Origin of the sequence: Stieleria neptunia, assembly GCF_007754155.1 — a bacterium.
Taxonomy (GTDB): domain Bacteria; phylum Planctomycetota; class Planctomycetia; order Pirellulales; family Pirellulaceae; genus Stieleria; species Stieleria neptunia.
Genome location: NZ_CP037423.1, coordinates 381,809 through 405,187 on the forward strand (window position 1 = coordinate 381,809; position 23,379 = coordinate 405,187).

The window sequence follows — 23,379 nt, forward strand, 5'->3', positions numbered from 1 at the left end:
TAGGTATTACCGCAACTGCACGGCGAGGCAGACTTCACAGCGGTTTCGGGCCAGTTGACGCACTTGCACGTCGACCGGGTTCCACGTCTGGATCTGCTCCAGCCAAGCGTCGATTCGCCCCGCCGCGTCGTAGTGGCCCAGCTTCATCGTCAGCAACATTCCCGACAACGAGCATTCACGGTGCGTCACGATGTGTTCGATCGTCGTGAGTGTCTTTTCCGGTTTCACGTTCGAATCGGCCAGTAGCCATTTGACGTTGCGGAACTCTCGGCGGGGAAGATCCCCGGCGCGGGCGCGGAGGTGTTTGAATCGCGGGTGATTGGCAATCCGCTCGTCCATTTCCGCCGGATCGATTCCGATCACCTTCAACCCCAACTCGAGCAGCCGTCCGCAGGCACCGCCGGGGGCGCTGCCGATTTCCACCACCACATCACCGGGCGCGAAATCGAAGCCGCTCCACGTGATCGATTCGGCGGCTTTGTAGTAGGCGCGTGAGATCGGTTCATATTGCGGCTCGATCGGCTGCACGCCGCCGGGCCAGCGCGAATGCCACTTGGCTGAGGTGTGCCAACCGATCATCCAGTCGTCCGGATCGACCAACACCAGATCCAGCACCCGCTCACCGGGCTGGGCGATGCGGTTGGGTTGATCGCCGCGCACCCATCGCTCCGCCAGCGACTGATGGACCCGCTGGGCGACCAGTTTGGCGACTTCATCGACCCCGGGTTCGAAACCGAATTTACCGATCGGAAGGCGATCGCGCGGCCAGACGTGCAGTTGATCAAACACCCGACCGCCGGCAAACGTTTCGTCCAGCAAGTCGACCAAGCGGGTCACTTGGGTTTCGCCATCGCCGTCTTTCAGATGGCCGATCGAGTGCGCCGCGGTGCGGATGAAGGTCCCGCTGGGCAACGCCATCGGTTGATCGTGTTTGGCGGTGACGAAGCCGGGCCGCGAAAACGCCAAACGCCAACCCGCCGCGGCGATCGATTGTTTGACCTGTTTTTCGGCGCCATTGGCGCAGCACAACATGGCAAACGTTGGCTCGGCGGTGGGTTTGTCGGGAGAGGTCATGGTCTGCGTTTTGTGAGGTGAAAAGTGGGATAGGCTTCCAGCCTGTCAGACTCGAGTTCTTTCTGAACGGTAGGTGACGCTGTGCGTCACATCTCAGCCGTGACGCACAGCGTCACCTACCGCGTGGAATCGACGAGCCTAGAAGCCTATCCCACTAAGGCGGATGTCAATTTTTCGCCCAAGTTTCAAGTCGCTGGCGGATCCCCGGAATCAGCTTGCCGGCGTTTTCGAAATACAGTTTCCTCAACACCTCGTCGGGCAGATCGACACCATAGATCTGCCAAAGCCCTTGCGGCGGGGGCACTTTTTCGCTGTACGGAAACGACTCGTCGCGGGTCTCGAAGAATCGCCAATACAGCTGCAGACGTGTCTCGGGCCAGGGACCGTCGGTGCCGAACAAGAGTCGATCTTGATAGCGAATCAAGAACTCCCGCGCGGTGAAGGGTTGCCGTCCCAGCTCGGCGATTCGCGACGCCGGTTCGATCCACAGATTCGGGTACGCGTCCAGCCACCCGGCGACGACTTTTAAGTCCTCGGGGTTGTTGGCGACGTGGGCGCCGATGAACTGCGTCTTCGGATGACGCGCGATCACCCGGTTGCGGGCCTCGAACAACTCCTGACGCGATGGAAAGGCGTCGCCGTGAAAGCTCCAGTCGGGGTGACGACTGAGTTCTTCCCAGCGCTCGTTGGTCTCATCGATCGGATCGAAGAACGCGGCCGGATCGGCGGTGTGGATGATGATCGGTAACCCCAACTCGCCGCACTTGGCCCAAATCGGATCCCACCGCGGGTCGTCGATCTTGATCAGCGTCCCGTCGGGATTTTTGTACTGCAGCCCGAATCGCTTGAACAGCTTCAGCCCACTGACGCCCTGTTTGGCGGCTTGTTCGAGCTGGGCGGCGGTGCGGTCGGCGAACCCCGGCCGCTGACAGGGCCACAACGCCGGTTGATCTCGAGGCGCGTTTCCCTGCCAGTCGATGTTGGCAAAGATGGCAAAGCGATCGCGATAGTCGGTCCAGAGAAACTCTCGGTGGTGATCCAGTTGAGCGCCGAGTTTCCCGTCCAGCGAAACACAAACCGCGATGTGGTTGCGATCCATCAGTTGGACGAAGTCATCGAGGGCTTCTTTGCTATCACGCAGCCGATAATGGAAATGGGTGTGAACATCGACGACGGGCATTGCCGCAGCGTGTCGCGGATGCTGGGGGACGACCAGTTTGGAATTTGGACGAAAATTCCGCAGCAGCAATTCGCGTCCGTCACGTCCGTCCAGCGGCAGCTGCAAGGGCGACGCGTCCGATTCACTGGCAGCCGGTTCACTGGCAGCCTGCCGGCGCGTGTCCTGCGGCGGCGGATTTTGGGCGATGGTCATTACCGGGGCGAACCAGGCGGCGGCCAGGACGACGACCAGGGCGGCGGGCGAGGTGCGAAACGAGATTTGCGACGGTAGACGAAGCCAGCCTCCGATGCAAAGCTTTGTCGCCACCGCGACGACCGTGGGGTCCTCGACCGCTACAATAAAAAACGGTGATCGTGAAAGATGAAATGGCATCGAAGACGAACGGTGGGCTCCAAGAGGGCGAGAGTGACGGAGTGAGCAACGAAGACCAAACGCAGTATCAAACCGAGGGCGGCCGATCGACCAGCAAAAAGCTGTCGATGCAGGCGACGACACCACCGGCCGATGTCCCAGGGTATCGACTGGAACGGTTTTTGGGCAGCGGCGCGTTCGGCCAAGTCTGGGTCGGACGGGATCTGAACACCGGTCGACCCGTCGCGATCAAGTTTTTCTTGCACCGCGGCGGTGTGAATTGGTCGTTGCTGAGCCATGAGGTCAAAAACCTCGTGCAATTATCCTCCGATCGCCACATCGTCCAAGTGCTGGAAGTCGGTTGGGACAGCGATCCACCCTTTTATGTGATGGAGCTGGTCAACGGGGGGTCACTGGAAGACGAGCTGACCGCACGCGGGGCGATGCCGATCGCCGAATCGGTCCAGATGTTTCGCAAAATCTGCGTCGGGCTCAACCATAGCCACAGCAAGGGGGTTTTGCACTGCGATCTCAAACCGGCCAACATTCTGCTGGGCGACGACCACGAGCCCCGGCTGGCCGATTTCGGTCAGAGCCGGATGACCCATGACCAATCGCCTTCGTTGGGCACGTTGTTTTACATGGCCCCCGAACAGGCCGATCTGGAATCCTCACCCAGCAGCGCGTGGGACGTGTACGCCGTCGGTGCGATCATGTACCGGATGCTGACCGGCGGGCCACCGTATCGCGAAGATTCGATCATCGAACAGCTCGACACCGCCGGTTCGCTACCCAAGCGGTTGCAGCGTTACCGCGAATCGATCCAAAAAGCCTCGCCGCCGGTCCGGCACATCCAGCGATCCGGCGTCGACCGCGAATTGTCACGGATCGTCAGTTGCTGTTTGGCGGCCAATCCCGACGACCGCTTCACCAACGTTCAAGAAATCTTGGACCGCTTGGATCGCCGAGACGAACTGCGTGCGCGACGGCCGCTGATGGTGCTGGGGATTCTCGGCCCCATTTTGCTGTTGGTCGTGACCAGTATTTATGCGATCCGCACCATCAATCGCGCCAGCGAAGAAACCAAGCAAGCCTTGCGCAAAGAAGCGTTCAGCAGCAACGAGTTGGCGGCCAAATTTGCCGCGCGAACACTCGAAAGCGAACTGGAACGTTATTTCCGGCTCTGCCGCGACGAGATCGACGAGCCCGATTTTCGCGCCACGCTCGCCGCCGCGCTCGAGGACCAGGCGGTCAGTCGCAATTTGAAAATCATCGCCGATCAGGGCTCCAGCGCGTCGGCCCTCAAGATGGTCGAAACACGCGACACCCTGCTGGACCTGCCGGCGCGGATCGCTTTCGATGAGTACCTCGATCAACGTCTGCAGCAGTACACCGATCAAGCGGACGATTCGCGCGTTCCACGTTTGGCGACGATGTTTGTGACCGACCGATCGGGGACGATTTTCGCGATCGCTTACGACAACCCCGTCGCGCGCGATCAAAACAGTGCCGGCCGCAACTATGCCTACCGGACGTATTTCCACGCCCTGAAAAATGATCTGCCCAAAGACACGCCGTTCGACTCGATCGAGCCTCTCGATCACATGCATCTGTCGGCCGCCTTCCAGTCGACCGCCACGGGGTTGTGGAAAGTCGCGATCAGCGGGCCGGTGTACTTGTCCGGCGACCGGTCCGGCCAGCCCGACGCCGTGTTCGTGGCCACCGTCAACTTGGGGGATTTCGAATTGCTGCAAGGCGACGAGGGGGCGAACCAGGTCGCCGTGCTCGTCGAGGCCCGTGAAGGCAAGGTGCGCGGGACGATTTTGCAACACCCGTACTTGGAGGCCCGGCACCGGGCCGGCATGCGCAACGCGGGCGACCCGTACAAGGTCGATGCAGAGAAGATGGACGATCTGTTGCGCGGCGGCGATGTCGACTACCAAGATCCCGTGGCCGTCGCCGAAGACGCCCAGGTTTACGGTGGACACTGGATCGCGGCGATGCAACCGGTCGCCGTGCCCGGCGAAGGCAAATTTGGCTCCGGCGGCGACAACCAGGCCGATCTACTGGTGCTGGTGCAATACCGATTGAGCAAAGTGTTCGCGCCGGTCGCGGCGATGAAGCAGACGTTGCACTGGGAAGGGGCCGCGGCGATGCTGTCGATTCTGGTGGTCAGCGGCACGCTTTGGATCTTTGTCCGCCGGGTCGGCGATGATCGCGTCCATCGCAGGCATCGCCGAGAACATGACGAACCGGAGGCCTCGCCGACCGAACGCGAGCCCTCCCAGGGTGACACCTCCAAACGCGCAGCAGGTGTCGACGTGACCGAAACGCAACGGATGACACCCTAGCACGCGGCGTCGGGCAGGGTGCGCCGATCGATCGCCGGGCCGGTCACGCGGTGCGTGACCATTGGCATGCACCGCATGCCCTACTCGGGGTCCTTGTTTCCGAAGGGTCGCTTCGTGTCCCGTTTGCTGAGTCCGGCGCGGTCCATCAGCGAGCTACGCATCAACTCGTCCAGGTACTCGTCATCGGCCGGCGGGGGACCGTAGGCACCGAGCGCCTGCGGATCGTATTCGACCAAGTACTCGTGGCGTGCGATCGACAACTTGCATTTCGGATCGAGCCGTTTGCGGATCACCGGTCGGCCGTCGACTTTCACACCGTTGCGGCTGTTCATGTCACGGATGAACCAATAACCGTGCTCGAGTGAGAGACGGCAGTGCTGGCCGGATACGTTATTGAACTTCAGCTGGACATCGCATTCGGACCGTCGACCGACGGTCAGCCGATCCTTGATCAGGGGAATCGGGTCGCCGCCGCCGACGGGCGTCAATTGTCCATAGGGGCCGGCAAAATCTAGGTCTTCGTCGTCGTCGTAATAATTCACCGTCGTCCTCGCGGGATGTGGCGGAACTGTCTGTCGCGGTAGACTGGGAGGGAGCGGAAAGAATCCAATGATAACGGGCGGGGTTCCCGCCACTCTACTACTATCGATTCAGTACCATCGTTTGGCAACGGACTCCTTTGACAAATTCTCATTGTAACGATCGTTTGGCCTGGCAACGCGAAGGTCTACCTTTCAACGCGTTCGGCGCCGCCCTGCGGCGGCGTTTCGGCGGGCGAATCCAGCGGGTCAGTGTCGACGCCGGCTTCACCTGCCCCAATGTCGACGGCGCGGTCGCCCGCGGCGGTTGCAATTTTTGCGACAACCGTTCGTTCAGCCCCTCTCGCCGGGTGCGGCTGAAACGGGTCAGCGAGCAATTGGAGGGCGGAATCACCAGCGTTCGGCGACGCTACAAGCAGGTGGCCGGTTTTTTAGCGTATTTCCAGCCCGCCACCAACACCTACGCGCCGGTCGACCAACTCGAAGAAGTCTTTCGGATGGCGCTCCGTTGGCACCCCGATATCGTCGGCCTGGCGATCGGGACCCGACCCGATTGTGTTCCCGAGAGTGTCATCGAGTTGACTCGCGAGTTGGCCCGGGAACACTATGTCTCGCTGGAGTTCGGGATGCAAACGATGCATCAGCCGGGACTGGACTGGATGAATCGTGCCCACACCCACGACCACATGGTCAACGCGATCGATCGCAGCCGCGGACAAGGCTTCGAATGCTGCGTCCACATCATTTTGGGGATCCCCGGCGAAACCCATGCGATGATGATGCAAACCGCCGACGAAGTGTCACGACTCGGTTTCGACGCGATCAAACTGCACAACCTGTATGCCGTCCAGGGGACCCCGCTGGGGGAAGAAGTGGCCGGTGGTAAAATTCAGATGATGCAACAGGACACTTACGTGAACACCGTCGTCGACTTCCTGGAACGCATCCCCCCCACCACGATCGTCGAACGAATCAGTGGTGATGCGCCGCCGAAGTTCCTGATCGCCCCGCAGTGGTGCCTGGAAAAGTCAACGTTGAAGCTTCAAATCGAAGCCGAATTCGCGCGGCGGGGCACACGCCAAGGTTCGCTCTATCGCCCACCGGCACTGCTGCCCGAGGATCGCCCCCGACCGGCCGACAAGACGCCCGCATCGATCCGCTCCCAAATCGACGTCCGCGGCCGACTGCCGGTGCTGAAGATGGAAGGGGCAACGGGGCAACGCTAGTGCTTGGTCAGCTTTGAATTTGTCTCTGCAGGTGTTAGCGGAACGGCGCGAGCGGGCTGTCGTTTTTGTGAGCCGCGCGCGCCGCGTAAGCGGCCGGGCATTGCGACGCCCGCCCGAGGCCTTACGGCCAGCGGCTCACCATTGACTCAGCAGATCCTGATTAAACCGACAGCCCGCGAGCCGTCCGGTTTCAGCGTGGAAGACCGGAGGGCTCGCGCCCTGCCGCGAACAAAACTCCTCCCTGACCCCTGTTCCGCGGTCGAGTGGGCCGCCGCTGCCACCCGGCATCTTGGCGACGACCGTCGCAACGCTCACGAACGTACCGGCATGAACATCTGCTACAGAACGCTCCCGGGGCGACCTCAAACGGCGATCTGCGTGCCGGCTCGTGGAGTCCGCCGTCGAGCGTGACCGAAAACCCTCAACATCGGAATCGTTGCCCTGCCCCACACGGGCATTCCGTCGGGTACCGCAGATCGATCGCGGGTCCGGATGGTTCACTTGCCCCACATGAACAGAATCAACGTGATGTTTTCACTTCGTCAAGGATTGACGATGTTCGGTCGTGCGCCCACGGCGGCGACACACACTGCGCCGGCCCGCACGCCGCCGGCTCGTGCCGCCCTGGCACAGCTTTCGATCGTCGCGCTCAGCGTCTTCGCTGTCCCGGGCGGTGTCGCTGCGCAATCCCCAACCCCCGCAACCGCGCAGCAGCCGACTCCTTCGCTGACGCCGGATTCGGTGGCGGACTACCAGACGCTTCAACAGGCCCATCAGAACATCGATGCCGATCAGCTTCATCCGGCCAACGTTTCTTTTGATCCCGGCTGGTGGCAACCCCTGGTTTCTCAACCGATCCGCCCGGAAGATCCGTCGGCGGGGCTGACCTTGGATGACACGTTGATCCGCGCACTGGATCATTCCAAACAGATCCAGGTTTTTCGCGACTTGCCGTTGATCCGCGAGACCGCGATCATCGAAGCCGATGCGGCCTTCGACTGGACCGCGTTCACCGAAGCCCGCTGGGACGACACGACCGACCCGATCGGGAACTCGCTGACCGCCGGTGGCGACGTCCAATTTTTCGAAGACCATCGCTTGAGCGCGCGGGCGGGCTTGCGTCGACGCACACGTTCCGGTGCCGACCTGGAACTGTATCAACGCCTCGGTTTCCAAGACAACAACTCCCAGTTCTTCGTGCCCGATCCGCAAGGCACGGCGCGGTTGAACTTGTCCTTCACGCAGCCGCTGATGCGTGGCCGCGGAAGCCAGTACAACGAAAGCCTGGTGCTGTTGGCCCAGATCGACAAGAACGTCGCCGAAGACGAAGTCCAACGCCAACTTCAGTCCCACCTGCTGGAAGTCGCGCGGTCGTACTGGGCCTTGTTCCTGGAGCGAGCGGTTTTGTACCAGAAGATCAATTCGTACATCCGTGGCAAAGACGTCTTTGACCGGTTGAACCAGCGACGGGAAGTCGACGCACGCCTGACGCAGATCATCAGTGCAGAAGCGACGCTGAAATCTCGCGCCAGCCAATTGGTGCGGGCCCGCGCGGCAGTCAAGAACGCCGAATCGCGACTCCGTTCACTCGTCAACGACCCCACCCTTTACGACGTCGAAATCATTCCGATCGACCTGCCGGTTTTCGAAAGTCTGCCCGTCGAGCTCGATCAATCGATCAACATCGCCTTTCAAAAACGACCGGAACTGAATCAAGCGATCAAGAACATTAAAGCCGCATCGGTGCGTTTGCAAATGGCCAAGCACGAACTGTTGCCGGTGCTGGACCTGGTCACCAATTTCTACCTGAGCGGATTGGAAGGCGAGGGGCAAGCCTTCGACGCTTGGGCCAACCAGTTTGACACCGGACGCCCCAGTTACGGATTTGGGCTGGAGTACGAGTTTCCGATTCAGAACCGCGCCGCCAATGCCCGTCAGCGACGCCGGCAACTGGAAATCCGGCAACTCCGCAACCAGTACGCGACCACTCTGGAAACCGTCCGGTTCGAAGTCGAAGTCGCCGCCCGTGAATGCATGACGTCCCAGACCGAATTGTCGACCAAGCAACAAGCCATGCAGGCCCGCGCCGCCCAGCTCGATGCGTTGACCAAGCGTTGGCAGCAGCTGCCCGGTGAAGACGTCACCGCCAGCCTGGCCCTGGAAAACTTGCTGATCGCACAAGACGCGTTGGCGGGCGCCGAATACGAATACCTGCAATCGCAACTGACCTTCAAACTGTCGATCTTCAACTTGAAACGCGCCACCGGAACGCTGATGGAGTCGCGGCCGATCGAGGTCTGTCCGACCGACGTGCCGGCAGAACCGGGAGCGCAGACAGATCACCCCGAACGGCACGCGGGCAAACCCCAACCGCAAGCCGACCAGCCACCGTCGTATATCAGCGAACTGCCACCCGCGGATCCGCCGGCGTCCACGATCCGCCAAGACAACTCCAACGCCGTCGATGACAAACAACCTTGGTACCGGATCTCAGGCATGCGTTGACGCGGGGACCAGTGCCAGTGGGATAGGCTTCCAGCCTGTCGATTCTGAACTGACAGGCTGGAAGCCTATCCCACTCTTCGCACAACCTATGCCGGATGTTCCGCCGATCGAACGAGCTGTCCCACGACGCTGACATCGAAACGTCCGCTGACACGCCAGACATCTGCCCGGTCGGCGACAAACACCCGCACGTCACGGCGATCGAATCGATCCAAATCCACATCGCCCGCGAACCGCCATTCGCACTCGCGAGTCCAATCGTACGTCGTGCCGACGGATTGAAAACGGAACCGGTCGGTTTCCGGAATCGTCTTGCGATGCGCTGCGTCGCCGTAGATCACCGGCTCGGCTCCCGCGGCAATCGCGGCCGACTTGCGGATCGCAATGCCATACGGTTCGTAATCCCACCGGTGCAGATGCGGGCGATAGCTTCTTCGCGACAGCAACCGCTGCAGCGACTCCTCGGAAAAACAAACCACCGGCCAAGCCCGGTCGCTCGCGATCGCCGAAGCGACCAAGCGACGCATGCGAACGATTCGCTGCAACGAGTCCAACGGCGTGCGTTTGGCGATGGTTGCCTGCGTTGTCTCCCCCAGCAACAAACCATCGCGGTGCTGTCGATCGGTTTGTCCCGGCCAGGGACCTTGGCTGGTCCGCGTGCAATGAACCAGCCACCGGCCACGCGTCGTTGCCCACTGCGGCGATCGGCACGCCGTGGAAAGACGCCTCGGGGCACCACACTCCGATTCGCGACCCCCGTCAGCGGACACACATTCGGTCGCGCCCGGGCGACAGTACCAACCGACGGCACCCCACCCCATCAAATCCCGCGCCGAGCGTTGTGCGGTCTTGTCGACCGAACCGTCGTGGACGGCGACGCGAACCGTGGGTTGACGCTCGTGATCCAGACGCAATCGCAACGACCGTTCGACGTTGCCCTTGCGGCGGGTGAACACACAATCCACACGGTCGGCCAGCGCGACGACGACCCAGTCGCGACTGAGCGATCGGTCGCCGCGAACCTCGATCCGCCGCTGCAGTCCCGGTGACCGATCCGACGCCTCCGATGCATTGACATGCACGCGAATCACCGGCACTGAAAACAGATCCGCCGCACGGACCGCCCAGGGTTCGATCGCCGAACCCGCTGCGACCAACAAGACATGTCCCGCTTGCCGCGCCTCGATCATCGAACGGCTGATGTAGCGACAGACCTCGGCGTGCAGCCGGGGCGATGTGCCAAGGTGGCTGGACGTCAGCGCCAGCCAGGTTCGCCCCCGCAGCGCGTCCACATCGGCTGTCGCCGTCAGTTCGGCGTTGATTTCAAACCGCTGCAAACGATCGTCAAGGGTTTCCAACATCTGCGTGACTCCCCCGCCGCAAGTGCTTCGTCAACGTTGAAACTGAGGGTGCCGCGGAAAAGGGGTCAGGTACCAAAAATGCGAAGCACCCTGCGGGCCATTTGGTTTTTGGTACCTGACCCCTTTTCCGCTCGTCGTCCCCGTTTCCGCACCCGTAGAATCGGCTTGCCAAAATCTTATCGCGCGACACATCGATTTCGAGCACCGATTAAGCTAGGGAGCCATTTGAATCCCTTTTTTTACTGTTTGCCAACAGGCTGAAAATGCTATCAAACCTCTTTCGGCGCGCCGTTCTCTTTTCGTTCGCTTGCGTCGCGCTGCTTCACGCCTCGCTGTCGCCGGCCGCAGATCGGCCCAACGTCGTTTTGTTTCTGGCCGACGACGTCAGTTGGAATGACTACGGATGCTATGGCAATCCGGCCGCCCGCACGCCGAACATCGATGCGCTGGCCGCCGATGGCATTCGGTTTGACCGCGCCTACTTGACCGCCAGCAGTTGCAGCCCCTCGCGCAGCAGCATCATCACGGGGCGTTACCCACACAACAACGGCAAGGCCGCGGAGCTGCACCAACCGATCTCGTTGCACTTGCCATGGTTTCCCGAAATTTTGAAACAGTCCGGTTACTACACGGCGTTGTCGGGCAAGCACCACATGAAGTCGACCGCGCCGGGGCAAGGCGAATCGCCGCGGCCGGATGCGTTTGACCACGTCGATGCGGGCAGGACGAAAGGCGACACGAGCGGTTCGGCGAATTGGTTGAGCGTGACGCGTCAGCGCCCCAAAGACCAACCGTTCTTCTTTTGGTTTGCGTCCTACGATGCGCATCGCGGTTGGGACGCCGATCGACAATGGAAGCCGGACGAGTACGGCCCCAAGCACCGCCCCGAGGATGTGGTGGTGCCGCCGTTTTTGTCCGATGACACCAAGACGCGTCAGGACCTGGCGTCGTACTACAACGAAGTCACCCGGTTCGACCATCGCATCGGTGTCGTCGTCGAGGAACTTCGTCGCCAGGGGGTGTTGGACGAGACATTGATCTACGTTTTGGCCGACAACGGGCGGCCGTTCCCGCGCGCCAAAACCCGGTTGCACGATTCCGGAATGAAGACGGCTCTGGTGGCCCATTGGCCGCAGGGGATCCAGTGGACCGGTGCCAGCGATCAACTGGTCAGCGTGATCGACTTGGCGCCGACCGTGCTGTCTGCGGCGGGCTGCCAGATTCCCGAAACGGTGCAAGGTGCATCGATGTTGCCGTTGTTCGAACAAGCCTCGGCCTCGATTCGCCGGTATGCATTTTCGGAGCACAACTGGCATGATTACGAGGCGTTTGGCCGCAGCGTGCGTCACGGCGACCATTTGTTGATCTTTAACCAACGGCCCTACCTGGCATGGCAAGGTCCGGCGGACTCGGTCCGCAGCGATTCGCACCAGCAACTGCGTACCCTGCGAGAGTCGGGGCAGTTGAGCGACGCCCAAGCCGACGTGTTCTTGGCACCGCGTCCGAGCGTGGAACTGTACAACGTGAAAACTGATCCACATCAACTGGATAACTTGGCAGCGCAGCCCGAACACGCCGAAACCAAAACGCAGCTGATGGCGGTACTGGAACGGTGGATGGAGGCGACCGGGGACAGCGTGCCGAAAAAACTCTCCCCGGACACCTTCGATCGCGAAACCGGCAAACCGCTCGGCAAGGATGCGATCGATGCCGACGGCGCGACGACGCCGGGGGAAGACCGTTCGGCCGACCAGACCAACGCGCCGGGGCCAAGGTGAGCGCGGTCCCGGCGGGTCGCTGTCGGGCGGATCGCAGTCGGGCGGATTCACCGCAGCGGGAAGCGTCCGTGTCACGACAAATGTGTCACATTCTCTAGTCAAACGAAGAGGAACGAGCGAGATGGATTTGACCAAGCCGGAAATCCCAACGCCCTCTAGCTGCTCGTCTTCGTGCGGGTGCGAACCGAACGTCAACCGTCGCAATGCGCTCAAAGTTTTAGGCGCCGGTGCGACGGCCTCGACCCTGCCGATCGGCGCGCCGGTCATGGCCGGCCCGTTCGCGGCGGAGGATGTCGCAGGCCACCTGATTCCCGCCGATAAGAAACTGGCGTCCGAGTGGATCGCCTCGCTGACCCAACGTGGCCGACCCGAGGTGTTCTCCGGTGATCAGCTCAAGTACATCGGCATGCCGGTCGGTGGCATCGGTTGCGGACAGCTTTATCTGGCCGGTGATGGCCGGCTCTGGCTGTGGGACATCTTCAAGTGCAACTACACTCGCGAAACCGGCCACGGGCAACGGATTGCGGCCTTCACACTCGGCGGGCACTACGCACATCCGGTCGCCGCTGGTGAAGAGTACACAAAACGCAACGGCGCCGACGTGGCGCAGGGATTCCTGATTCGCGTCACGACATCCGCCAAGGCAACGACCCGAACGCTCGATCGACAGGGCTTCCCCGGCGTGACGTTCCGCGGGGAATACCCGATCGGCAAGGTGACCTATGCCGAGCAGGGATTTCCCGTTGCGACAAAGCTTGAAGCGTTCACTCCTTTCATTCCGCTGCGCACCAAAGACTCCGCCCTGCCGGCGACGGTGATGGCCTACACCGTGACGAACACGTCAGAGTCCAGCGTGCAGGTCGACCTGGGCAGCTGGATGCAGAACGCGACCTGTCCCTATACGACCGATGTGGCATCGGGGCAGCGAAGGAATCAAGTCGTGCAAGCCGATGGCAAGGTCGGCGTGCTGAGCACGGTGGAACCGACCAGCGTCTCGGATGGAACGCGTGCCGGCGTCGGGATCCAAAACAAACACGGGTACGGATCCACCACGCTGACGCTGTTGCACGACGCAAACGAAGCAGGACTGACCGTCTCGGCCGCCGCGTCGCTGACGGATCCGGACAGCCCCGCGGGGCTGTTTGAACAGGCGCGGGACCTATCGCAGCAGGAAGAAGCGGTCCGCCCGCTGGGCGAGTTGCTCGTGGGCGGGTTGTTTGCCGGATTTCGGTTGGCTCCCGGAGAATCGAGGACGGTGGAGTTTGTCGTCACCTGGTATTTCCCCGACTACAACGAAAAGGGTGCCCGCCGTCGGCAGATGCTGGGGATCAAGGACTTTGCCAAGCTGCGCAGGCACTATGCGCCGTGGTTCGACTCGGCCGATGGCGTTGCCGATTACCTGTGCAAGAACAAGCAACGATTGCTTGACGGCACGCGCCGGTGGAACAAGACCTGGTACGACAGCACGTTGCCGTATTGGTTGCTTGACCGCAGTTTCATTCCGCTCGATTGCGTCGCCAGTCAAGCGTTTCATTGGTTCGACAGCGGCCGACCCTACGCGTGGGAGGGCGTGGACTGCTGTCCGGGAACTTGCACGCACGTCTGGCACTATGCCCAAGCGTTGGGACGGGTGTTCCCCGAGCTGGAGCGTGCCTTTCGCGAGAAGGTGGACTTCCAAGCCGGCGTCGGGTTTCATCCCCAGTCCGGCATCATCGGGCACCGCGGCGAGATCCATGCCAGTCCTGCGACCGATGGGCAAGCCGGCTCGATCCTGCGGGCCTATCGCGAACATCAGATGTCGGCCGACAGTGCCTTCCTGAAACGAATCTGGCCCAACGTCAAAAAGGCGGTCGAGTACTTGATCGGCGAAGACGGCGACGGCAACGGGCTGCTCGAAGGCAAACAGCCGCACACGCTCGATGCTTCGTGGTTCGGACCGATGGGTTGGCTGAGCGGCATGTACCTCGCGGCGTTGGCGGCCGGCGAAGCGATGGCGATCGAGATGGCCGACACGGAGTTTGCCATGCGGTGCCGCACGATGATCGACCGGGGATCCGAGAGAATCGTCACTGAACTATTCGACGGGGAGTACTTCATTCACAAACCCGACCCGACCGTCCGCGCCCTCAATTCCAACAAGGGGTGCCACATCGATCAAGTGCTCGGCCAGGCCTGGATGAAGCAGGTGGGCTTGGGGCGGGTGATACCGAAGCGAGAAACCGTTTCGGCGCTCCACAGCCTGTGGAAGTACAACTTTGCGCCTGACGCCGGCCAGTATGCGCTCGATCACATTCAAATCGAGCAGGCGTTTCGATGGTATGCGATGCCGGGAGAAGCCGGTTTGGTGATGTGCACTTGGCCGAAGGGCGGTGCAACCGACGCCATCCCCGGAGACCGGCTGCGTACGGAAGAGAATCCGGCGGTGTACACCGGACCGGGCGGCTATTTCAACGAATGCATGAACGGCTTTGAGTACCAGGTGGCCGCCCACATGGTCTATGAAGGAAACGCGGAAGACTCGCTGGTCGAAAAGGGGTTGGCCATCGCCAAGGCGGTGCATGAACGCTACGGAGCGAACAAGCGAAACCCCTACAACGAGATCGAATGCAGTGATCACTATGCCCGATCGATGGCCAGCTATGGCGTGTTTCTCGCCGTGTGCGGGTTCGAGTACCACGGCCCCCAGGGACGCATCGGATTTGCCCCGCGCGTGTCGCCCAGCAACTTCAAGGCGCCCTTCACCGCGGCCGAAGGCTGGGGAAGCTTCACCCAGAAAGTGACGGACGATCAGCAATCCGCTTCCATTGAAATGTATGACGGCAAGCTCGCGTTGAAGGAATTTGCGTTGGATCAAGTCCAGGGTACAGCGGCCAGTCGTGCGGTCATCGTTTTGGATGGGGATGAGATTCCGGCGGAATTTCGAACGCAGCAAGGCCGCTATGTGGTCCGCTTCCCGCAGGGCTTGGACCTGAAGGCGGGACAGACGTTGCAAGTGCGTTGTGTTTCGTGAGGCGAGATTGAAACAAGACGTTTGACGCATCCCCATACGTGCCAACCCAACCCGGACAAATCATGAACAAGAAATCCGACTCCTTCAGCAACCCCTGTTGCGGTGGCACCGGTCCCTGCGGTCCGGCCCCGACCGGGCGGCGTGATTTCATCAAAACTTCCGGGCTCACCGCAGCGATGCTGATGGCCGGGCGGATGAATGTCATGGCGGGACCGTTTGCCAACGAAGACTTTGAGCAGATCATTCCCTCGGATAAAAAGCTCAGCAAAGCGTGGATCGAAAGTCTGTACGCCCGGGGTGAACCGCTCCGCGCGACCGGCGCGGATTTGAGATTCATCGGCATGCCCATCAACGGCATCTGCACCGGTCAAGTCTATCTGGGCGGTGACGGCCGGCTTTGGTACTGGAATCTGGACGGGAACCGAGACGCCAAACAGATCGGCAGTGGTCCCCGGTTCACCGATCCGGATACCATCCACGCTCCCATGGACCAGGGGTTTGCGTTGGAGGTCGACTCCGGCGGTGAAAAGCGGATCTTCACCCTGGATTCCAACGGCTTTGAAGACGTGGTCTTCACCAATCGGTATCCGATGGCGCAGGTGACGTATGCCGATGCGGCGTGTCCGGTACGCGTCGAACTGGAATCCTACACCCCCTTCATTCCACTCAACCGCGACGATTCCAGCTACCCGGTGATCGTGATGCGTTGAACTTAATCGGCAGCGACTTCATTGGCGCGACTGTTTTCTTTTGTCGGTGCGGTGAGTGTGTGAGGGTCACAACGTGTCTGTCTTTCGGCGCGCCTGTAGGCGCTTTTTCGGTTAGCCAGTTGTGCGCGCTAGGCGTTCTTACTGTCTCTTTCTTGGTGCTTTGCCTGACGTTTTAACTTGCGCTTTTTGCTCGTTGACGCACCCTTGTTGTGTTCCCCGCACGCTGCGGCACGAACTTCTTTTGAACTCTGTTTCACAACAAGGACAAGCAACCGTGATGTCACACAAAAAACGAACTTGCAAGCTCACCAAGCGACTTGCCGAAGACATGTTGATCCGCAACATGGCCGAAGCAACCATCGACGCCTATACCTACCACGTTCGCAAATTCGCCGACTTTATCGAAAAACCGCTCGGCCAGGCAACCTGCGAAGACGTTAGAACCTTCCAGCTCCATTTGATCCAAGAACGAAAGCTTGCCTACGGTTCGTTCAACCAAGCCGTTTGTGCTTTACGGTTTTACTATCGCCACACCCAGCCCATGCCCTGGCCGGTCACGATGGTGCCCTTCGGCAAACGGCCCAAGAAGCTGCCTACCGTGCTCGGCCGACAAGAAGTCGACCAGCTGATTCAATGCACGGCCAATCTGAAACACCGAACCTTTCTGATGACGCTCTACTCCGCAGGGCTTCGATTCTCCGAAGCGGCCAACTTGAGGATCCACGACATCGACTCCAAGCGGATGATGATCCGAGTCGCCAACGGCAAGGGCAACAAGGAACGGTTGGTGCCACTCTCACCGAGACTCTTGAAAGAGCTCAGGCTCTACTGGCTCAAGTACAAGCCGACCGACTTCCTGTTTCCAGGCAAGAAACCGGGGAAGCCCTACGCCGACACCACGATTCGCAAAGCGATGAAGGACGCCGGAGTGAAAGCGGGGATCAAACGCAGGATTTATCCGCATGTCCTGAGGCACTCCTACGCGACAGGACTTCTCGAAGCCGGGGTGGACTTGTTGACGATCAGCAAGCTGCTCGGCCACGCCAGCTTCATCACGACGATGGTTTATCTGCATTGCCGCCGGGAGCACCTGCACAGTGTCCCGAGCCCACTGGACTGGTTGCCGGTCAAGCAACTTCCGACGTACACGCCGCCGCAGGAGAACGGCGAACAGGACGATTCAGACAAGAAAAGCTAACCGTCCACCAACTCCTTCGTCGCGGTGCCGAACGTTACGTCAACGAGCACCGCGACGGTGCAGCGACGATGACGGTCCAAAGTGTCTTGGCCAAAACGACTCTGTGTCGTACGTCTGCACTTGGTGGTCGTTGGTACCAGTGTGATGATTGTGATCGGCTTACGAAACGACACAACTCGTGTGGTGATCGTCACTGCCCGCAATGCAGCGGAGGAAAACGACAGACGTTTTCGGATCGTGCTTCGAAGCTGATCCTTGACGGTGTGGACTACTACCAAGTCGTCTTCACGTTGCCGGACGTGATCTCGACGATGGCGTTGGCGAACCGCGAAGAGATCGCCGAGTTGCTGTTTCACTCGGCTTGGAAAGCTCTCAAGAAGACAGTCGAAACCGAACAGCAATACGAACTGGCCGCCTTGATGGTCCTTCACACCTGGAACCAGAAGCTGGATGCTCACTGGCACGTCCACGCGTTGGTCCCCGGTGCAGGACCGAGCTTGGTCGATGGGAGCTGGACGGAATCAAAGGCTCCGGCGGCCGCAGGATACGACGACGATCGCAAGTACCTTGTCGATGCGATCAATCTCCGGCGGTCGTTTCGCAAAATCGCGGTGGCTCACCTGCAGCGTCTGCGCAAGAACGGCAAACTTCAACTTGACGGCTCAGTTGAGTACCTGCGCTGTGATGAAGCCTGGGACACGATGATCGATCAGATTGAATCGAAGGAATGGGTCAGCTACATCGAGCCCCCGCCGACCGAAAGCAGTAGTGGAGAGCATGTGGTTCGTTACTTGACGCGTTATCTGACCGGTGGGCCGATCAGCGACCATCGAATCATCGCGGCCGATGACCAGGAGGTAACGTTCTGGGCACGTGAAGGATACACGACGGGTGGTGAGTCGATTCAAGTTCCGTTGACTCTTTCGACAGCGGAGTTCATTTGCCGCTGGTGCTTGCACATCCAGCCCAATCAGCTAACCAAAACGCGTCAATTCGGAGGTTGGTCGAGCACGAAAGCGGTGGCGTATCAGCAACGCTGCCTTGCCTCCCTGAGTGCAGTCGACGGTGCGGAGGCTCGCATGGCCGTGATGGCTGCGGTGGAAGAAGCGGAGGCCGAGTTGGAGACCGAGCCGGAGCTATGCTGTGAGCACTGTGGCAGCGAGTCGGTTCGTCTGACGCACGAGTATCCGAAGCGATCCTGGAGCGTGATCTTGGGACGCGATTCGGAGTGTAGCCCAGGTTGGTACCGAGAGAGCCAAAAACTTGATGATATTCGGTTCTGGGACGATGCGATGGGGGAAGGTTTTTCGGAGTGGTACGAGTGGTATCTGAAAAGTGGCATTGAAAGTGCAAGAGAGTCCCCGGGCTTGGACGCCATGACCGAGACGACCGCAGAAACTGGCATGCAGCAACTCATGCTGTTCTAATAGCGTCCCCCAGATCGGCCAAGTCGTGCCGACAAACTTCAACGCACGATCTATCCGTGTACTCCGTACCCGGATAGATCGCATTTCGTTACACGATCAAGAACACTTCCGATCAAGTCCAACAGACGGCGATCGCGGGTTGGGTTGAAAACTTCTCCAACTTCAGGAGCGGACGGGGAAAGAACGGCATTCGGTTGAGTCGGTATCGCCAGCGGGATGGACTGGCCGCCGTGGAATGCTGGGCGAAATCGGCCACCGAGGATCACCGTCCCGAACAAACCGTCGTGTTCGCTGATTTCGAGGGTGGCGACTACGGCGACTGGAAAGTGGAAGGAGAGGCCTTTGGCGAGGCGCCGGCGTCGGGCGGGCGTACGATTCAAAAACTGTCAGGATTCAAGGGCCAGGGCTTGGTAAATTCCTGGACCGGAAGCGACGACCTCCAAGGCAAACTGATCTCACCCGAGTTCAAAATCGAACAACCCTATCTCAATTTTTTGATCGGCGGCGGACGCGACGAGAGCAAGCTGAATATCAGTTTGTGGGTGGATGGGAAAAAAGTTCGCTCCGCGGCGGGCAAGCAATCCGACGCCATGGCATGGGCCGGCTGGAATGTAGCCGGGCTGGTCGGCAAGCAGGCGCACCTTGAAATCTTGGATGCGTCCTCGCGCGGATGGGGACACATCGACATCGATCAGATCGTGTTCTCGACCCATCCAGCCAGACAACAACCCGAGTCGCCGTTGGAACGGGCGACGGATTTCGGGGCGGTCGCGTTGGGGATGCTGGGCAATGAAACACCGGACATCGTGGATATCAGGCGATCCGAACCGGGCACAGCGGGTCTTTTTGCATCCAGGCAATCCAACGCGAAACAGGACGAGGTCTACCAAAGACCTTTCCGCGAACGGGGATTTGCCTCTCTGGGACGTACCCTGACGCTCCAACCCGGCGAAGCACAAACCGTTTCCTTCACGTTGTCCTGGCGATTTCCCAATGCAAACTACGTCACGGCGTTCGGACGCAAACCGGGTGCCCGCGACATCAACTACTATTCCACCCGGTGGCCGACCGCCAGCGATGCCGCGGGCGCCGTGGCCGTCCGGGAATCGGAACTGCTCCAGACGACTCATTCCTGGGTCGAAACCTGGTACGACTCGACGTTGCCCCATTGGTTCCTGGAGCGAACGTTGATCTCACTGAACTGCATGCAGACTCAAGTGGCCGAACGGTTGGCCCTGCAGGACGGCATGTACAACCTGGACGAAGGCGTGAACTGTTGTCCGGGCAACTGCACGCACGTCTGGCACTATGCCCAGGGGTTGGCGCGGATCTTTCCGGTCATCGAACGCGAATGCCGTGACAAGGTGGAATACGGCAAGGGGTTCCGACCGAACGATGGTTCGATCAATTTCCGACATTCCATCAGCACGTTCAACGATGCCATCGACGGACAATGCGGCACGATCCTGCGCGTCCTGCGTGAGAGTCAGATGACCGCGGACCATCGCTTCTTGGAAAGCATCTGGGATCGCACCCGGCTTTCCATGGAACACGTGATTCGCAAATGGGACCCCGATGGCGATGGACTGTTGGCGGGTGCCCAGCACAACACGCTGGACGAACCCTGGTACGGGCAAGTGCATTGGCTGATCAATCTGTACCACGCCGCGCTCAAGGCAGCGGCCGTGATGGCGCGGCAGATGAAGCAGCCCGCCGTCGCCCAGCGCTATGAACGGATCGTCGCGAACGGCACTCCGAAAATGGTCGACCTGCTCTGGAACGAGCAGTACGGCCACTTCATCCACAAACCGGGGCCGGGCAAGGACGAACAGCACGGTTCCACCAACGGTTGCCACATCGACCAAGTCCTCGGCGAGTTTTGGCTCTGGAATGTGGGCCTGGACCGAGTGCTGCCGCAAGACAAGATCCGTCGCGCGTTGGAATCGCTTTGGACCTTTAACTTTTCTCCCAACGTGGGCGATTTCCGAAACGTCATGACCGATGGGCGTTGGTATGCCGTCGAAGGCAATGCGGGCCTGGTCATGTGTTCGTTTCCGCACGGAAAGGTCGAGCCGAAGAGCGGCAAGAAAAACTATGCGGGTTATTTGAATGAATGCATGACCGGGTTCGAGTGGCAGGTCGCCGCCCACATGATCTGGGAAGGTTTGGTCGAAAAGGGCCTGGCGATCGGCAAGGCGATCTACGATCGATATCAGCCGCAAGACCGCAACCCGTACAACGAAATCGAATGCAGCGACCACTATGCCCGCGCCATGGCCAGCTACAGCGCGTTCATGGCCGTTTGTGGATACCGTTACGATGGCCCCGAAGGCAAACTGGCCTTCGGGCCGCGGATGCAGCAGGACAACTTCCGCGCCGCCTTTACGACCGCCGAAGGCTGGGGCCGTTTCCAGCAAACGGCTGGTCGGGGTGTTCAAACGGGATCGATCGAACTGCGATACGGCCGGCTTGATCTAAAGGAATTGGCGTTCGATCAGGTCGACGGAACCAGTGCCAATCGTGCCGAGGTCACGCTGGATGACCGGCCCCTCACGTCTCGTTTTCAGCCCGAGCCGGGACGATACGTGGTGCGTTTCCCGCAAGGTCTGCAGATGAAAGCGGGGCAGCACTTACGCGCCCGTTTTCTCTAGACGCCGAGGTCCTCGGCGCGGGGCAAACCGCCCATTCCCCCAAAAAGGTGTCGGACACCTTTTTCCCGTTTTCAATCCGAGGCGGGACGATACGTGGTGCGTTTCCCGCAAGGTCTGCAGATGAAAGCGGGTCAGCACTTACGCGCCCGTTTTCTCTAGACGCCGAGGTCCTCGGCGCGGGGCAAACCACCTATTCCCCCAAAAAGGTGTCGGACACCTTTTTCCCTCGGCGCACTCCTCTGGCTAGACCCCCGTCGGGTTTGCTAGTTTCGCACGGACCCGAAGAGGAACAATGTGAGCGATTTCGATCAACATCCCGGTGGCGGATTTAGCAGCGTCGATGGGTACAACGACCCGGCGGGTTCGCAAGCCGAAGAAATGCGGCGGATGCAGCAGGACGAGCTGAATCGGCAGCAGCAGGAGCAGGCCGCGTGGGATGCCGCTGCGCAAGCCGAAGCCGCGCAAGCCGAAGCCGCGTTCAGCCAACCCGACTTCGGCAACCAGGGTGACGCGCGTGGCCGGCCGAACGCGAACACCAAACAAGCCAAGTCGGCGAAAACTCAGTCGGCGAGAGCTCAGCCGAAGTCGAAACCGAACCCGCCGACACCACAGGGACCGGTTAGCCCAGGTTTCGCGATCCTTGGATTCGTCCTGGCGGGCAGCTGGGGAATGGGGCTGCTCGATGGTGACGGTCGCTGGTTCGGCGGGCTGGTGACCGGTCTGATCGGAGCCTACGTCGCGGGGCACTACCACAAGGTGCTGATCGCAGCCTGTCTGGTCGGTGGCGGTTGGTGGTTTTTGAGTCAATACGAACCGCCGAATCGGCGACCGACTGAAACCGTCTCGACGATCAACACCGCTCCCGCAGTTTCGCCCAGCCGCGACGTGAACGAAGTGGTTCCGACGCCGAAACCACAAACAGCGGAGCAGGAGGTCGCGGCGCTGCATCCCTATCCGGCCATACCGGCGCTGTTACTGCGACCCCACCAAGACTTGAGCACCGACCCGACTCGCATGCGCGCGTTTCAAAACGCGATGTTCGACTTCGAAAAGAAAACCGGCAAATCGTTCCTGAGAGACCATCGATCGATGCAACCGGCCACGCGGACGCGGTACGACTATTTTCCGAGCTACTCCAGCGGCGGGCTTCAGGAAGGCTCGGAAACGATTGCCGATCTGCTTCCGACCCAAGGGGTTTGGGATTACCGTAGCCCCCAGCTCTGGGAGCTCGATCTGCTGGCCACCGTGGATCAACATTTCCTGTACAAGACAACGCGTTCCAACGGCACCATTCGCGAGGGCGTCTTCCGGACCTACTCCGGCGACGGCCTTTGTTACAAGCCGATGACACGTCCGCTTCTCCGGCGGGGCGACAAGCACGAGGGTTTTCATGTGCCGGTGCGAGGCGGTCAAGTCTGGCGTGATTTCGCGCGCTCGGTCTACCACGCCAAGACCGACGCTGAATTGCTGGCGCTGGATCCGTTCAACTTAGCCATCGCACACACGCACCAAAAGATCGCGGAGACTCGAGCGAGCCATGAGTCACAGAAACGCTTGATTGACGGGCTGCGACGAGCCGCCTTGCCGGTCGCCCGTGCGGCATGGAACCTGCGTTCGGATCGGTAGCCACCCGGTCGCGACGCGCCAGCGCAACACCGGAAGCACGGGAAGAACACGTAGGCCCTGAGGTCAGGCTTTCCACTCGTTCCAGGGTTCCACCTTGGAACGCTTCTGGCGGTGTGGCTCTGCCACACGCGGTTCACGGCCAGGAGGCGGGAGCCCGGGAACAAGGAAATCGACATCCCGCGCGTTGATCGAGATCTCGGCGCTCACTGTCCGATCAGCGGCCAGTCTGACCGCCTCTCCATCATTCCGGTGGCGTGCTCTTCGTCGCGGCGCATTCCGCTTCACCGGCAATCGACCAGCGGTGAGTCCTGGGGCTCTTTCAATCTGGTGTCACCCCCACAAAACCCCGCGTCGATCGACGCTCTCGGCGAAACGTCCTCGCTGTGAATCCC

Annotated in this window: 14 protein-coding genes; 10 read left to right on the top strand and 4 right to left on the bottom strand. The window is 60.6% G+C overall.

Annotated features, from left to right (window positions below):
* Positions 1-6 precede the first annotated feature (6 nt).
* Both Enr13x_RS01385 and Enr13x_RS01390 read right to left on the bottom strand, forming a co-directional pair.
* Positions 7-1,074 carry an SAM-dependent methyltransferase gene (locus Enr13x_RS01385; protein WP_145384361.1) on the bottom strand — a complete coding sequence of 356 codons (1,068 nt, stop codon included), beginning with the start codon at positions 1,072-1,074 and terminating at the stop codon, positions 7-9.
* A gap of 166 nt (positions 1,075-1,240) precedes the next feature.
* On the bottom strand, positions 1,241-2,446 hold the full coding sequence (locus Enr13x_RS01390) for an amidohydrolase family protein (protein WP_145392047.1): 1,206 nt from the start codon (positions 2,444-2,446) through the stop codon (positions 1,241-1,243).
* Between the two features lie 173 nt (positions 2,447-2,619).
* Here Enr13x_RS01390 and Enr13x_RS01395 point away from each other — a divergent pair, with 173 nt between their 5' ends.
* Complete coding sequence (locus Enr13x_RS01395) at positions 2,620-4,956, top strand: serine/threonine protein kinase (RefSeq protein WP_145384362.1); 2,337 nt, start codon at positions 2,620-2,622, stop codon at positions 4,954-4,956.
* A gap of 80 nt (positions 4,957-5,036) precedes the next feature.
* Here Enr13x_RS01395 and Enr13x_RS01400 read toward each other — a convergent pair whose 3' ends face one another.
* Positions 5,037-5,498 carry an FHA domain-containing protein gene (locus tag Enr13x_RS01400; RefSeq protein WP_145384363.1) on the bottom strand — a complete coding sequence of 154 codons (462 nt, stop codon included), beginning with the start codon at positions 5,496-5,498 and terminating at the stop codon, positions 5,037-5,039.
* A gap of 137 nt (positions 5,499-5,635) precedes the next feature.
* Between Enr13x_RS01400 and Enr13x_RS01405 the strand changes: the two genes are divergently transcribed.
* A complete protein-coding gene (locus Enr13x_RS01405) occupies positions 5,636-6,721 on the top strand; it encodes a TIGR01212 family radical SAM protein (RefSeq protein WP_231744040.1) in 1,086 nt (361 codons plus the stop codon).
* A 510-nt stretch (positions 6,722-7,231) separates the two neighbouring features.
* Positions 7,232-9,226, top strand: coding sequence for a TolC family protein (locus Enr13x_RS01410; protein ID WP_197455696.1), 1,995 nt, complete (start codon positions 7,232-7,234; stop codon positions 9,224-9,226).
* Positions 9,227-9,312: 86 nt separating this feature from the next.
* On the opposite strand, the gene Enr13x_RS01415 is transcribed toward Enr13x_RS01410, so the two are convergent.
* On the bottom strand, positions 9,313-10,587 hold the full coding sequence (locus Enr13x_RS01415; protein ID WP_145384366.1) for a hypothetical protein: 1,275 nt from the start codon (positions 10,585-10,587) through the stop codon (positions 9,313-9,315).
* A gap of 263 nt (positions 10,588-10,850) precedes the next feature.
* Here Enr13x_RS01415 and Enr13x_RS01420 point away from each other — a divergent pair, with 263 nt between their 5' ends.
* The 7 genes from Enr13x_RS01420 to Enr13x_RS01450 all read left to right on the top strand — a co-directional run bounded on the left by Enr13x_RS01420 (position 10,851) and on the right by Enr13x_RS01450 (position 22,987).
* Positions 10,851-12,365: a sulfatase family protein gene (locus Enr13x_RS01420; protein ID WP_145384367.1), complete on the top strand. Its 1,515-nt coding sequence runs from the start codon at positions 10,851-10,853 to the stop codon at positions 12,363-12,365.
* 121 nt (positions 12,366-12,486) lie between these two features.
* Positions 12,487-15,375 carry a GH116 family glycosyl-hydrolase gene (locus tag Enr13x_RS01425; protein WP_197455697.1) on the top strand — a complete coding sequence of 963 codons (2,889 nt, stop codon included), beginning with the start codon at positions 12,487-12,489 and terminating at the stop codon, positions 15,373-15,375.
* A 62-nt stretch (positions 15,376-15,437) separates the two neighbouring features.
* Positions 15,438-16,085 (top strand): GH116 family glycosyl-hydrolase, encoded by a 648-nt coding sequence (locus Enr13x_RS01430; protein WP_145384369.1) that lies wholly within the window; start codon positions 15,438-15,440, stop codon positions 16,083-16,085.
* A 277-nt stretch (positions 16,086-16,362) separates the two neighbouring features.
* Positions 16,363-17,283 (top strand): tyrosine-type recombinase/integrase, encoded by a 921-nt coding sequence (locus tag Enr13x_RS01435; protein WP_231743776.1) that lies wholly within the window; start codon positions 16,363-16,365, stop codon positions 17,281-17,283.
* Positions 17,202-18,710 carry an IS91 family transposase gene (locus Enr13x_RS01440; RefSeq protein WP_261344195.1) on the top strand — a complete coding sequence of 503 codons (1,509 nt, stop codon included), beginning with the start codon at positions 17,202-17,204 and terminating at the stop codon, positions 18,708-18,710. The genes Enr13x_RS01435 and Enr13x_RS01440 overlap by 82 nt, the downstream gene beginning before the upstream one ends.
* Positions 18,711-18,904: 194 nt before the next feature.
* Positions 18,905-21,361: a GH116 family glycosyl hydrolase gene (locus Enr13x_RS01445; protein ID WP_231744041.1), complete on the top strand. Its 2,457-nt coding sequence runs from the start codon at positions 18,905-18,907 to the stop codon at positions 21,359-21,361.
* Between the two features lie 294 nt (positions 21,362-21,655).
* Positions 21,656-22,987: a hypothetical protein gene (locus tag Enr13x_RS01450; RefSeq protein ID WP_145384371.1), complete on the top strand. Its 1,332-nt coding sequence runs from the start codon at positions 21,656-21,658 to the stop codon at positions 22,985-22,987.
* The last annotated feature ends 392 nt before the right edge of the window (positions 22,988-23,379 follow it).